The organism is Gardnerella sp. C0026F2 (assembly GCF_056590715.1).
In genome coordinates this window covers 364,361-378,885 of sequence record NZ_JBWPWR010000001.1, presented here as the reverse complement: position 1 = coordinate 378,885, position 14,525 = coordinate 364,361, and the positions used below count along the sequence as shown (strand labels likewise).

Annotated in this window: 9 protein-coding genes; 2 read left to right on the top strand and 7 right to left on the bottom strand. The window is 42.3% G+C overall.

Features of this window, described 5'->3' with window-relative positions:
- Positions 1–31: 31 nt before the first annotated feature.
- Together AC1EK3_RS01355 and AC1EK3_RS01350 are read right to left on the bottom strand one after the other, a co-directional pair.
- Entirely contained in the window at positions 32–1,201 is a 1,170-nt protein-coding gene (locus AC1EK3_RS01355; protein ID WP_004106516.1) for a branched-chain amino acid aminotransferase, read from the bottom strand.
- Positions 1,202–1,480: 279 nt separating this feature from the next.
- Positions 1,481–2,095, bottom strand: coding sequence for a 50S ribosomal protein L25/general stress protein Ctc (locus AC1EK3_RS01350; RefSeq protein WP_480033482.1), 615 nt, complete (start codon positions 2,093–2,095; stop codon positions 1,481–1,483).
- Positions 2,096–2,432: 337 nt separating this feature from the next.
- On the opposite strand from AC1EK3_RS01350, the gene AC1EK3_RS01345 reads away from it, so the two are divergent.
- Entirely contained in the window at positions 2,433–4,481 is a 2,049-nt protein-coding gene (locus AC1EK3_RS01345; RefSeq protein ID WP_415682926.1) for an AMP-dependent synthetase/ligase, read from the top strand.
- A 557-nt stretch (positions 4,482–5,038) separates the two neighbouring features.
- Positions 5,039–9,349, top strand: coding sequence for a coiled-coil domain-containing protein (locus tag AC1EK3_RS01340; RefSeq protein WP_480033483.1), 4,311 nt, complete (start codon positions 5,039–5,041; stop codon positions 9,347–9,349).
- A gap of 359 nt (positions 9,350–9,708) precedes the next feature.
- Here the strand turns inward: AC1EK3_RS01340 and era are convergent, their stop codons facing one another.
- The 5 genes from era to AC1EK3_RS01315 are packed head-to-tail and all read right to left on the bottom strand — an operon-like array spanning position 9,709 to position 14,445.
- Positions 9,709–10,770: a GTPase Era gene (era, locus tag AC1EK3_RS01335; protein ID WP_480033484.1), complete on the bottom strand. Its 1,062-nt coding sequence runs from the start codon at positions 10,768–10,770 to the stop codon at positions 9,709–9,711.
- 22 nt (positions 10,771–10,792) lie between these two features.
- Entirely contained in the window at positions 10,793–12,301 is a 1,509-nt protein-coding gene (locus AC1EK3_RS01330) for a hemolysin family protein (RefSeq protein ID WP_415686789.1), read from the bottom strand.
- A gap of 20 nt (positions 12,302–12,321) precedes the next feature.
- A complete protein-coding gene (gene ybeY / locus AC1EK3_RS01325; RefSeq protein WP_064340645.1) occupies positions 12,322–12,882 on the bottom strand; it encodes an rRNA maturation RNase YbeY in 561 nt (186 codons plus the stop codon).
- A gap of 3 nt (positions 12,883–12,885) precedes the next feature.
- Positions 12,886–14,079: a PhoH family protein gene (locus tag AC1EK3_RS01320; protein ID WP_119526502.1), complete on the bottom strand. Its 1,194-nt coding sequence runs from the start codon at positions 14,077–14,079 to the stop codon at positions 12,886–12,888.
- Between the two features lie 3 nt (positions 14,080–14,082).
- A complete protein-coding gene (locus AC1EK3_RS01315) occupies positions 14,083–14,445 on the bottom strand; it encodes a histidine triad nucleotide-binding protein (protein WP_004106318.1) in 363 nt (120 codons plus the stop codon).
- Between the last annotated feature and the right edge of the window lie 80 nt (positions 14,446–14,525).

The following is a 14,525-nucleotide window of genomic DNA, read 5'->3' as shown; positions in this document are numbered from 1 at the left end:
AGATTAAATAATATTAACTAACTTATATAAATTAGTCGCAAACTTTCCACATCCAATTATGCTTGTCTTCGACATCACCGAGCTGAATGCCGAGTAACTCGTCGCGCAAAGCTTGAGTCAACTCACCAACGCCACCATCGGCAACCTTAAGATCGAATTCATCGGACTTAAAGCGACCAATTGGAGTAATGATTGCAGCAGTACCACAAGCAAAGACTTCAGTAACCTCGCCAGAACGAATGTCGTCAAGCAATCCTTGAAGAGGAATCATGGTTTCAACAACCTTATGACCTGCTTCCTCAGCAAGCTGAATCAAAGAACGACGTGTAACGCCAGGAAGAATGCTGCCAGTAAGAGATGGAGTTTCCAAATGACCATCCTTGTGGAGTGCGAACATGTTCATGCCGCCAAGCTCTTCCAAATATGTCTTGGTTGCAGCATCAACGAAGCACACCTGTTCACAACCGTGCTCAATGCCCTTGTATTCACCGAGCAAGGAAGCAGCGTAATTTCCGCCGCACTTAGCAAAACCAGTACCACCAGGACCAGTGCGGAACCACTGATCTTCAACCCAAATGCTAACAGGCTTCAAACCACCCTTGAAATATGGACCAGATGGAGAAGCAATAACACAGTATTCAACTTCGTGAGCTTCGCGCACACCAAGGAACGGCTCAGAAGCAAACATGAATGGACGCATGTAAAGCGTATACTCTCGACGGCTTGGGACCCATTGCTTATCTCGCTTTACCAAAGCTGCAACCGATCCAATAAAATCATCAATAGAAAGTTCCGGCAAATACAAACGCTTAGCAGAATTTTGGAAGCGAGCAGCGTTAATATCTGGACGGAAAAGCCAAATAGAGCCATCAGCGCGCTTGTAAGCCTTCAAACCTTCAAAGCATTCCTGAGCATAGTGCAACACAGATGCACCTGGATCCATTTTCAATGGACCATAAGGCTCTACACGACGATCAGACCATCCTTCGCCTTTAGTCCAAGACATATGAACCATATTGTCGGAGAAAATCTGACCGAAAGCAGGCTTATCAATAAGTTCGTTGCGCTTTGCGTCCGAAACTGGATTATCATTCGGCAGAACTTCAAAGTTGCCAGCCAATTTGTTCAACAGAGCTGTATCGCTATGATCATAAGACTCATAAGCGTCAGAAAACTCTGGAGCTACTTCTAAATCAGCCATTATGTCTCTTTTCTATGTGGATTATTTCTACTTGCCTTTTACCGCAATTAACGTATAGAATAATACGATTCTTGTTTTTCGCAAAACTTACACGCCAAAATTTTTTAAAAAATATTTCAAAAAATACGTTTTAAAGTAAAATTTATTTAGCAAATTAAATGATTTTATACGAAAAAGCCGCATAAGAACTGACTTATGCGGCTTAAAATTTTAAACTATTTTTATAAGCTATAAGTTATAAGTTAATTAGTAATTAAATACGTTAACTTATTTTATAACTTACTTTTCTTCTGCAGCTGGAGCGGCAGCAGGGGCAGCATCAGCAGCTGGAGCAGCAGCTTCGGCTGTAGCAGCATCTTCAGGAACAGTGACGCTAACAACGGATTCTTCGCCATCCATATCGAGCTCAACACCCTCAGGAAGCTTGACATCCTTAGCAAACACCTTGGTGCCGTCGGTCAAACCATCAACGTTAACAACCAAACGCTCTGGCAAGTTAGCAACGTCTGCGCGAACCTTGAGCTCCTGGACATCCACGAATGCAACTGCAGCACCCTTTGGAGTGCCTTCAACGAAGACTGGAACTTCAACGTCAATCTTTTCGCCAGCCTTAACTTCGTAGAAGTCAATGTGTTCTACAATGCGCTTAACAGGGTTACGCTGAACATCCTTAACAACTGCAATGCGAGATTCCTTGCCAAACTTAATAGTGAACAAAGCATTAGCGTGACGCAAAGCCAAAGTGGTTTCGCGCATTGGAAGAGTAACATGCACTGGTTCAGCACCGCCAGCATAAAGGCTTGCTGGAATCAGCTTAGCTACGCGCAAACGACGAGCAACACCCTTACCAAACTCAGTGCGCAATTCGCCTTCAAGAGTAATTTTTGTAGCCATATCGGTCTCCTTATGGTCTGGATAGTTTAGTTTGTTAATCCAGCTTCAGGCGCACCGACGCGCCGAAAACCATAAGAGGCTATCAGCCCAGTCGATAACGGAACTTTGCCAACAAGCTAATCACAAGCTAGCGGCATATTCCCTCGCCAAAGCAACTTTGCTATTCTAACGACAGGCTACGACTTATAGCAAATACAAAATTATTACTAATCAAATCGAATATAACTGCTACTTGAGCATACAAACGATTATTATAGTTAATAGTATGCAAGTGCATAGCATGATACTATGATGTGCGCTTAATCCGCAAGCCGTTTGGCATAATGAAGGAGCAAATGTGTCCGTTTTTAATGCACTCCAACAGCAAGCGTTTAATCTTGCCCGTAAAGCATTGCGTATTGGCAGTAACTTCGCGCACCCAGTCAGCGATGACCGTGCAGGCGAACCAGACTACCTTAATACGGATCAAGAAAACACAAATACTTTACTTTCACAAAAACAACGCCTTCCACACGTAGAAGAGTGGGGCGCGCAAATGCCAACAACGACGTTTATCGATCCGGAAACAGGCTTGCTGACCACAAAAACAGAAAGCGCAGCACCTCTTGACGAAGGCACAAGCATTTATGACTTATACGCAGATCGCGCAGCACGTATGGGTGACGACCCTCTCTACACTTATAAAGAAAACGATAAGTGGGTCACAAAAACAGCTAATCAATTCCTTCAAGAAGTACGCGATGCCGCAAAAGGTTTGATGCACTACGGATTGCGCAAAGGCGACGCTGTTGCTTTTATGTGCAAAACATCATACGAGTGGGATGTAACAGACGCAGCAGTTATGGCTTGCGGCGGTGTTCTTGCAACTATTTATGACACGGATTCAGCTGAGCAAATTCGCAATATTGTGAATAATTCCGACTCACGTTTCCTTATTGTTGAAACAACTGACATGCGAGATAAAGCTGATGGAGCTATTGAAGAATGCCCAAGCTTGGAACGCATTATTTGCATTGAAACAGGCGGTTTAGCAGAACTTCAAGCTTTCGGATACGCTGTTAGCGATGAGGAACTAGATGCTCGCATTGATTCTGTAAAGAAAACAGACTTGTGCTCTATTGTTTACACTTCTGGTTCCACAGCTGCACCTAAAGGTGTGGAAATGACTCACGAACACTATTGCACTACAGCGTTGAATTTGCCTGTTTACTTGCCAAATTTGCTTAGCGAAAAAGACGGTTCTGTGCTTCTGTTCCTTCCTCAAGCACACTCTTTTGCAAGAGCAATTAACTATATTGTTGTTGCAAGTACGTTGCGCATTTATATTGCTCAAGGTATTCCTACTTTGATTTCCGATTTGCAAGTTGCAAAACCTACAGTTATGATTGTTGTCCCTCGAGTTCTTGAGAAGGTTTATAATGCAGCTTCGCAGAAGGCTGGTCATGGTGCTAAAGGCTTGGCTTTCCAGGGTGCTGTTGTGACGGCTCAACAGTATATGAAGGAAGTTCAGGAATTTGGTGACGCTAAGGCTCTTACTAAAGCTCGCCGCACTGCTTACGATCCGCTTGTTTATCGTCCACTTCGCCAAGCTCTTGGCGGTCGCGCACGCTGGATTGTTGCAGGTGGAGCTCCTCTAGATCCTGAATTGCTTTCATTCTTCCGCGGAGCAGGAGTTCCTGTCTACGAAGGTTATGGTCTTACAGAAACCACTGCACCATGCGCGTTTACTCCTATTGGAGTTCCATTCCGAGAAGGTTCTGTTGGCATTGCATTCCCAGCTTTTACTTTGCGAATTGCATCCGACGGCGAAGTGCAAATTAAAGGCACTTGCGTATTCCACAAGTATCACAAAAACGATGAAGCAACAGAAACTTCATTTACTAAAGATGGATGGTATGCAACAGGCGATTTGGGACGAATTGACGACGATGGCATGCTTTACATTACCGGCCGTAAGAAGGATTTGATTATTACTGCTGGCGGTAAGAACGTTGCTCCTGGACCTATTGAAGAGATGATTAAGAGATGCGAACTTGTGTCTCAAGCTCTCGTTCTTGGAGATAAGCGTCCGTTTATTTCTGCACTTGTTACTTTAGACGAAGAAACTTTACGAAATTGGCTTAAACTCAAGGGTCTTGACGCAACTATGAGCATGGAAGAGGCTGCTAATAATGCTGTCGTTCGTGCTGAAGTGCAAAAATTTATAGATCTTGCCAATGAAGGCGTGTCACGCGCAGAATCTGTGCGAAAGTTCATTATTTTGCCAGAAGAGTTTACGCAAGAAAACGGCTTAATGACTGCGTCTATGAAGATTATTCGTCCACGAGTTATTAAGCGTTACACTACTTTACTTAATACGCAAATGTATACGACGCGCAAAAAGTAGCGCTTAAAGCGTAACTCGCGAATCGCCCAAAACCGCGGTTGGCTGGTCTTATAACGACTAGTCATCCGCGGTTTTTCGTATCAACCCACGCTCCCGCATTTCGTACCTATCTCCCACACCCATGCTTTTGCTTCTACTCCATACTTTTGCCTCTACCCTATGCTCATGCGTTAGATTTGTATCATAAATGATGCAAATGTAACGAAAATCAGCCAAAAAACGTTACAAATGCCTCATCAATGATGCAAATCTAACGAAATTAGGGCAAAAAACGTTACAAATGCCTCACGCGCGAGACAAATGTAACAAATCCAGCTATCTCGCAACAGCAAACAGAGAATGTCGCTAGCGCATATTTAATCCATAGGTATTTGATAAAATCGCGTTGAAAACTTGATACCCCCCCCCCGCAGAAGATTATAATGCTCATAAGAAGCAAGGCTGCAGAGAAAATCGCAATGGGTGCGAGAGACTTAATCGCAAAACATTGCGGTATTCACTGGTTCTTGTAGAGCAATAAAACTGCAAATTAAATTCATATAAGAGGAGAGGTTAATATGAACGCCAAACTCGCAGTAGCAATCTCATTAGGCGCAAGTTCCCTTGCTTTATTCGGAATGGCAAATGTTGCCAATGCTGCAACTGAGCCACCATCTAATACACCAGCTGACTCAAATACTCCTGCGGTGCAGCAGGGAGAAAATGCTGCAGATAAAGCCAAAAAAGAGGCTCAGAAAGCGGTAGATGAAGCTAATGAGCAGAAAGAAACAGTTACTAAGGAAGTCGAGGATGCTGAAAGCGAAGTTAAAGATGCTAACAGCAAAGCCATTGACGCTAACAAGGATGTAGACAAAGCTAAGACTGAATTAGACAACAAGAAAAAAGAAGCTGAAACAGCTAAGGAACAGAAAACTGCAGCCGATAAGGAATTATCTAACCAGCAGACTGAAGTAGATAAGGCTGACAAAGAAGTTAAAGACAAGAAAGCTGTGCTTGATCAGGAAACAGCAAACCAGACGACTGCTGAAAATAAGCTGAAAGAAACTCAAAAAGAAAAAGATGCAAAAGCTACAGAGCTTGAAACTGCAAACGAAGACGTTAAAACTAAAGAAACAAAACAGACTCAAGCTGGAGATACTGTAAAAACTGAACAAGGCAAGCTAAATACCGCTAAAGGCGATCTTGAAAAGGCTAAGCAAAATAAAGAGCAAGCTCAGGGAGTAGCAGATAGGCTTTCTAGCGAGGCTGATCAAAAAGAGCAAGCACAAAAAGAAGCAGAGCAAGCTGTAACAGAAAATGCAAAACTGCAGGAAGAAAAGAACAACGAAATACAGCGTTTGAAAAACGCTGGCTCTCCAGAATCAAATGAAAAAGTAAAAGAGCTAGAGAAGAAAGCAAATGAAGCTAAGCAAGCTTATGAGGAAGCAAATACTACAGCAACTCAAAAAGCTCAGGACGCTCAAAATAAGCAAAACGATTTAGATAACGCTGGAAACAATCTCAACTCAGCAGAAGACGCGCTTAAAAATAACCCAGACGTTAAAAAGTTGAGCGATGCAGAAAAAGCTGTAGAAGAAGCTAAGAAAGCTGCAGATGCAGCTGCTAAGAAAGATACTTCTAAAACTACAGCGAACTTTGCAGGATTCTTGGATTATGTGATTGAAACTTATAAAAATTCTACTATCAAAGAAGATAAAGCTCTTCTTGAAGACGCTCAGCGCGCTAAGCAGATTTTGAACGGTAAAAGAGTCGAAATCATGAAGCAAGTCCAGAACAAAGGCAAAACAGAAAATGTTCTAGACCGCGTTATAGAAGTACCTATGTGGTATAAGGATCTTGTAAAGCTCGGCAAAGTTGGCGGCGCGGATTCATTGCAAAACATGAAGGAAGCTGCAACTTACTACGATTCGCTCAACAAGCTACGCAAAGAAGATAGCGATAAAAACAGCGCAAGTACTGAAGAGAAAAAGGCGTTGGGTGATGTTAACGTGCGTCTTAGCTTGATTGCTGAGTCAATTGTAAACTCCTTCTATTCTGGTGCAAATCATGATCATGCAATAAACCACCCTGGTTATGATGGTAGCGAAGTCATGAAAACTACACCATACAAAACTGCAGAAAATCTTGCGTGGGGCAATTACGACGGCGATTCTACAAATCACAAGGATCAGGAATATAGCAAGTGCTATGTAACAGTAAATGGCAATACGTCTTGTTCTACTAAATATGGAGAAAAGTATAACGCTCTTAGCGGATGGTACACGGTTGAAAAAGAGCGTTACGACAAGGCTGTTAATGGAACGTTTGTAACTGGCGAAAAAAATAATGAAGAACATAAGATTTCTGATGATGGTAAAAAGGTTCTTAAAGAACATCGCTATGATTTACGTCAATACATGTGGCAGCATCCAAAGATTAAGTTGTTTGTAGATGATGCTGATAATAATGGCAATCTTAAGGACATTTTCTTGGAATCTGTGGGTCATTACACGAATTTTGCTAGCAAAGATATTACTGCTTGCGGATTCGCTGAAAGCGACTTGAGCTTGGAAGAAGTTACAACACGCATAGTTGGAAGTACATCTACAACTAAAGAAGATGTTGCGGGAGATGTGGCTGTATGGCACGGAAGCGACGAATCTTCGATTAGCGTTGCCGAATACAAGAAGCTTCTTAGTAATTATGAGAATAGTCTAAAGCAAGAAAAAGCTGCTGGAAGCGCATCTGAAACTACAGATGAAATCGCTAAATTGCAAAAGCTGAATGCTGAAGCAAATAAAGCAAACTACGATTTGTTTGTTAAAAAGTATGAGCTTCGTAAATTGCATTATGACTTGAACATGAGCGATGCTAACAACTTAGACGCTGCAGATGCCGCTAAATCTAAAATTGGTTTGCAAGATCAGGAAAAGAACGCGCTTGATGCTCTTAAGAAGAAAGCTCAAGAACTTGTTGATTACTATAGCCAAACTGGTGTAACGTGGGAAGCTCCGCAAGAAATTGTTCATCTACTTCTTAATCAAGCAAAATCTGAAGTGCAAAGAATAGATTCTAAAATTACTAATATTACTAATTCAATAAGCAATGCTGATTCCAAAAAATCTGAAATTGAAAGGCTTAAGAAAGCTGTTGCAAGCGCAAATACGACGTTTGAACAGTCTAAAACTGCTTCTCAGGAAGCGAATAAAGCTAAGGAAGAGGCTGCCAATAAGGCTACTGAGCTGAAGACGGCTTGGACTACTGCTCAGCAGAAGTATCAAGAAGCCGAGCAGGCCGCATCTCAAGCATCTCAAGAAAGCAAAGAGAAGCGCGATCAGCAAATTCAGAAGCTTCAGGGCGAACTTCAAAGCTTGCAAACAGCAGCAACAGGGTTGAATGCAAAAGCAACCAAAGCCAAGAAGGATGCTGACGCAGCTCGCACTGCTGCCGACAATAAGCAAGCTGAAGTTACTGGCACACTTGCTCAGAATGTTAAGACTGCTCAAGAAAATGTTGATAAAGCAACTGAAGCTGTAGCAACTGCTGAAGCTGCAAAGAAACAAGCTGATACCGAGCTTCAAAAAGCTAAGGATAGTGTATCTACTCTGCAGCATACGATTCAGACTCTTGAAACGCAGATTACAGCTGAATCTAAGAAGGTTGATGAAGCTAAGAGTGAAGTTCAAGCTGCTCAAGCCGCTCTTGATGGCGCTAAATGTACTCAGAACACAGTAACAACACAGCTTAAAGCATTACAAACAAAAGCTCAAAATGCTGATGAAACAGTTAAAAATACAAAATCAGCTGTTGAAGTTGCAAAGAAAGCTGTTGTTGAGAAGATTCAACTTGCTCAGGCTGCTGTAACAGATGCTCAAGCTAAGGTTGCTGATGCTCAAAAGATTGTTGAAGCTGCTAAAACCAAGATTGCAGAGATAAAGAAGAATCTTGAAACAAAGAAAGCAATTTTAACTAAAACTACTAAGGATGAAAAAGTTATACAAGAGCTCAACGAAACATTCTTGGCAGCTTATAAACCGTTTGTCACTTTCATAGAAACTCTGACAACAACGAGTACTAACCTGCAAGATACTGCTAACAAGCTCAGCACGTCTGCAACAACACTCAAGAAACAGCTGAAAGATGTTGCACCAAATTCTGTTGTTACACCACCAGTGACACCTCCAACTCCTCCAGTACCACCTACACCAAAGCCACCGGTTGAACCAAGTCATGAGGGAGAAAGCGGTCACGGCAACACTGGTAATACGGGAAGCACAACCAATACCGGTAACACTGGAAACACAACCAACACTGAAAACGCTGGCAGCACGGGAAATAATAATGTTCCGTTCATTCCGCAAGCACCGCATGTTAGCGTTCCTGCTGTTGATGTTGAACAACAGTCTAACGAGTTCGCTTCAACTACCGCAGAAAATCACGCTACACAGGCTGTTGTTAAGAGTGAAACTGGGAAGTCCACTAAAGCAGAACATGCGAATGAGAAAGCTTCAGTGAAAAACACTAAAGCAAACACGCAGCATACACGTAGCACATCTTCTGCTACAAGTACATCTGCAAATCAGAACAATGCTCAATCACATGATGCAAATAAGTCTGCTGAGAATAAGAATGCTGAAGACAAGAAGAACTCTGAGTCAAAGCAAGAAGATAATAAGCAAGAAACTCAGGATTCTAATAACAATAACAGCACTCAAAACAACGAATCACAGAACAGCGAATCTAAGAACACTCAAGCTTCTGGAAATCCTAACGAAGCTCAGCAGGATGGAAATAAGACTCTTACTATTGCCGCAATAGTCGCATCAGCAATAGCAGGAATCGCAGCAATCGGCGGAGGTGTGACTTTAGCACGCCATCGTCGCCCATGATCAAAACTAAATAAAACAAAAGCCGCGGTTGACTGGTCTTATAACTGACTAGTCATCCGCGGTTTTTCGTATCAACCCACGCTCCCGCATTTCGTACCTATCTCCCACACCCATGCTTTTGCCTCTACCCTATGCTCATGCGTTAGATTTGTCTCATAAATGATGCAAAAGTAACGAAAATTAGCCAAAAAACGTTACAAATGCCTCATCGCCGAGACATATATAACGAAATTAGGGCAAAAAACGTTACAAATGCCTAACATCCGAGACAAATGTAACAAATCCAAGCCAAAGCATAAATCCGCTGCACAACAATATTCGCCCGCACGAATCCGAGTTGCAATCTAACAGCGAATAGCCTAGAATCCCAAACGCTCAAGCTTCTTAGGGTCGCTCTGCCATCCTTTTGCAACCTTCACATGCAATTCAAGCACAGCTTTTGTGCCAGTAATGCGATTTACAGCCGTGCGCAAACGCTTCTTTACGCGTACTAAATGCTCCGCACGATGACCAATAATAATCGGCTTTTGCGAATCGCGCTCAACATAAACAGATACAAGCACATGCGCTTTATTGTCTTCGTATTGAGTATCCTCGCCACCGCCCGGATACACAATATCGTCAACTACAACAGCTAAAGAATGAGGCAACTCATCGTCCAATTCTTCCAAAAACGCGCCGCGAATAAGCTCCGAAATCATGCTTTCTGGGCTTTCCTCGCTAAGCTGATCCTCCGGATACATTTGCGGACCTTCAGGCAAGTTTTGAATCAAAACATTCTTAACTTCATCAACATTGTCGCGTTCCAACGCACTAACCGGCACAATATCCGTAAAATCAGCAAACTGCTGAATTTGAAGCAAATGCTCAACTAATTCACTGCGACTAAGCGTATCTATTTTCGTAACAATACCGATAAGCGGAACCTTCCAAGCCCAATTGCCCTTCTCGTCTTTTTTAGCAAAATCGGAACGAAGACGGCTTAGTATTCGCCTATCTCCAGGTCCTATCTCCTGGTCTGCTGGAAGCAAGAATGCAATCGCATCAACATCTGCAAGCGACTCGTCAACAATATCGTTCAAACGCTGACCAAGAAGCGTACGCGGACGGTGAATACCAGGCGTATCAACCAACACCATTTGCGCATTATCAGTTGTAACAATTCCGCGAATAGCCTTACGCGTAGTTTCCGGGCGAGACGAAGCGATAGCAATCTGCGTGCCAATAAGAGCATTCATAAGCGTTGATTTACCAACATTTGGTCTACCAACTACAGCTACGAAACCGGAACGATAACCGTGAAAATCAGGAGTAGAAATCGTTGCGTGAGTTGAAGCGTCTAGATTTGCAAACATCTCGTCGTCGAAGTCATCAGTATCATCAAAGTCATCAGTATCATCAAAGTTGTTAATATTATTCACGTTATTCTTACCGTCCAGTTCTTTATTTCAGCATATTCGTTTGTTTCATAGTACTAGCTTGCTTCAAAGCACTAGTTTGTTTGCTTTCAGCAGATTTTTCGGAAGAGCTAATGTCATTTTGATTATCCTTAGAATCCTTAGACTCTTCCAAAACTTGTGCATCTCGTTCTACTAAAATAGTAGATACTTTCTTTCGCCTACCAGCTGAATCTACAGCAGTTAATTTTAGTCCTCTCGTAACAGCACTAGAACCAACAATCGGCACATTACCAATCAACTTCGTAAGCAAACCAAACACAGTATCCACATCGTCTTCGTCAATATGAACCTCAAAAATATCTTCCAAATCTGCGATTGACGTTCGAGCAGGCATTTTCCACACACCGTCACGTATTTCTTCTGGATCTGCATGCTGAGTGCGATCGTGCTCATCTTCCAACTCGCCAACAATTTGCTCAATAGCATCCTCAATAGTAACCAAGCCTGCAATACCGCCGTATTCGTCAACCACTACTGCAACATGTTGACGAATTCGTTGCATTTCGTGGAATAAATCGTCAACAGGCTTCGACTCCGGAACAAGCATAGGGTCTCTGCTAATTGTTTCAACTGCTCTAGAAGATGCTGCAGGATTAAACACAGTAGCGCGTACAGCGTCCTTCAAATAAGCAACACCTACTAAATCATCTACAGAATCTCCAATAACGGGAACTCGAGAAAATCCTGAGCGAGAGCATAATTTAAGGAAATTTTCCAGCGTTTCGTCACTTTTTACGCAAATCATATCGGTTCTAGGCACCATTATTTCGCGAGTCAAAGTATCTGAAAGCGTGAGCACATTGCGCATCATTTCCGAAACTTCCGGATCGAAATCATTCGCTTCAACAAGTCGGTCAATACTCGCCTTCGCTTGATCTAGCTGAATATCTTCCAAAGCTTCATCATCTGAAAGATCAACATGCTTTTTCCTAGAAGTGACGTCAACATCGCTAGCAATATGCACTAAAGGATTAATCGCAATAGCAATAGACACAATGCGAGAAAGTCGCATCAACTTTGCTACAGGTTGGGCCGCACCAACTGAACGTGGGCGAACAAGAATAGAAATCACAGCTACAGCTACTGAAACAACAACACCAATAATAAGAGTTACCCATAAAGGCGAGCCGAAAAATGCAGCTAAAGAAGCAAACAAAACTCCATCTAAAACGTTACATAGCACACGCACAAAAGCGCATGCTCCAGAAGTTGTATAACGGTCAGCAATCAGTTTTTTTACACGATGGATTCTAGCAATTCTACGCATACGCACTATGGCACTAGTTTCATCATCATGCGTTTGTGCTTCAATCATAAGATTATTTAAGCTTGCACGAGTAACTCTAGGCACTGCACCTTCTGCAGCAGCCATCGCAAGCGAAAGCCATACAAGCAGCATTGCCAGCACAAGCAATGCAGCTAAGCCAATCCAGATATGCAACGGCAATTGCGGAACTGATATGCTAGAAAATATTTGCTTAATATATTCCATAATTATGCTCTTAATGCGCTTTAATGCTGTTTTTTATTTTTATTTTTGACGCTACTAGCTTCATGCTCAGCATCGTAACGCTCAAGCTCGTTTACTGCACCTTCTGGCAAAGTTGCATCATACAATTCTCCAGATCGAGCAGCGAAAAAAGTAAGCATTAGTTGACGTTGCAAACCAAACATTTGCTTTTCTTCTTCCGGAGTAGTGTGATCATAGCCAAGCAAATGCAAAATACCATGAATAGTTAGCAACAACATTTCTTCCATAGTACTATGCCCAGCTGCGAGCGCCTGCTGTTGAGCGACCCACGGGCAAATCACCAAGTCTCCAAGCATTCCTTCAGAAACTTTTTCATCGCTTCCAGGAGTAAGCTCGTCCATTGGAAAACTCATAACATCCGTTGGGCCTTCTAGGTTCATCCAACGTTCATGCAAACAGGCAATTGGCTCAGGATCAACAAAAGTAATCGATAAATCCGAATGCGTACTTACTTTCATTTGTTGAAGAACCCACATTCCAAGATCTGAGAAGATTTTAGCGTCAATATTCCACACTGTCTCATTCATGACTTCAATGCTCATGATTTATCCGTTATTCCTCTCAGTAGATTCTTTAATACGTTCACGTTTTTTACGCTCAAGCATTGCATCGTAATTTTCGTATGCTTCCACAATACGACCAACTAAAGCATGACGCACAACGTCTTCTGCTTGCAAATGCACAAAAGCAATATCTTTAACTTCGCCCAAAATCTTCTCAATAGAAACAAGACCAGAACGCACAACTGCTAAGTCAACCTGCGTGCTATCTCCTGTAATCACCATAGTTGTATTAAAACCGAGTCGAGTTAGGAACATTTTTAATTGCTGAACAGTCGCATTTTGCGCTTCATCAAGAATAACAAAAGCATCGTTTAATGTGCGACCTCGCATATAAGCAAGAGGAGCAACTTCAACAACATTCTCGTCAAGATAGCGTTTTAGTTGTGCAGATCCAAGCATGTCAGAAAGTGCATCATAGAGTGGTCGCAAATATGGATCAACTTTATCGTTTAAAGTGCCAGGCAAGAATCCTAAGTTTTCGCCGGCTTCAACAGCAGGACGAGTAAGAACAATTCTGCGGACTCTTCCATCTTCCAATGCACGAACAGCTTTAGCAACTGCTAAATACGTTTTTCCGGTGCCAGCAGGACCAATTCCAAACGTTACAATATTACAATCCATTGCTTGCACGTACGCTGTTTGACCAGCAGTTTTTGCGCGAACAGGATTTCCTCCAGCAAACGTAATCACGCCTTTACTCATTCGAGCTCTTCTGCTCATAGCACGGCGATGAGCTTCTTCGCTAGAAGGCAACAGCTCACTTGAATCTCTTGAAAACTCATTTTCAGCGCGCGAAGCAGAATTATTAATTGCATAGGATGAAGAAATAATACTATTTCCAAGAACTCCGCCATCATGACCGATACGGTTTATACGCACATTGTGTTCATCGTTATGCAAAATATCACGCTCAAGCATGCGCCTTACTTCGTACGCATCCATAGGTTGTTCGTAAGCTGCATCAATCATGCGCCTAAACGCATACTCAGCTTTAGCTGCATCTTCATCTGCTCTAGCTGAACGAGCAACAATTTGAACATCTTTGCCTCGCACAGTAATATCTGCTTCTGGAAAGGCATGTTCTACTTCACGCAAACCAGCATCTGCAGCACCTAAAACTGCAACCGAGCTTAATTCGCTAGGAATTTGCACAAAACGCGTAGTACTTTTCGTCACGGTTTACAAGCTACCTTCTACAAGTTTTTCGCCAGTTAATACATGAGCATGAACATGAAACACTGTTTGACCAGCATCAATACCAGTATTAAATACGAGTCGATAATCACCGTTGAATTCATCATCAGCAATTTTTTGTGCGACACCAGCAATATGAGCCAAAGTTTCAGGAGCTTTACTAGCAAGCTCAGCAACATTCTTATAGTGATTGCGCGGCACAATCAGCACATGCACTTTTGCTTGCGGATTAATATCTTTAAAAGCAACTACCGAATCGTCTTCATAAACTCTGCTGCTCGGTATTTCTCCAGCAACAATTTTACAAAAAATGCAATCAGCATCAGTATTGTAAGTGATATCACTCATGATTTCTCCCCTATTTGTTACTAAAATCAATGCCTTAAGCCAAAAGCAATCGACACTCTTCTTATTATTTTACACAATTA

What these genes read in the sequence shown, in the direction of transcription:
- AC1EK3_RS01355 (WP_004106516.1), bottom strand. Translation starts at nt 1,201, where the DNA reads ATGGCTGATTTAGAAGTAGCTCCAGAGTTTTCTGACGCTTATGAGTCT.
- AC1EK3_RS01350 (WP_480033482.1), bottom strand. Translation starts at nt 2,095, where the DNA reads ATGGCTACAAAAATTACTCTTGAAGGCGAATTGCGCACTGAGTTTGGT.
- AC1EK3_RS01340 (WP_480033483.1), top strand. Translation starts at nt 5,039, where the DNA reads ATGAACGCCAAACTCGCAGTAGCAATCTCATTAGGCGCAAGTTCCCTT.
- AC1EK3_RS01330 (WP_415686789.1), bottom strand. Translation starts at nt 12,301, where the DNA reads ATGGAATATATTAAGCAAATATTTTCTAGCATATCAGTTCCGCAATTG.
- ybeY (WP_064340645.1), bottom strand. Translation starts at nt 12,882, where the DNA reads ATGAGCATTGAAGTCATGAATGAGACAGTGTGGAATATTGACGCTAAA.
- AC1EK3_RS01315 (WP_004106318.1), bottom strand. Translation starts at nt 14,445, where the DNA reads ATGAGTGATATCACTTACAATACTGATGCTGATTGCATTTTTTGTAAA.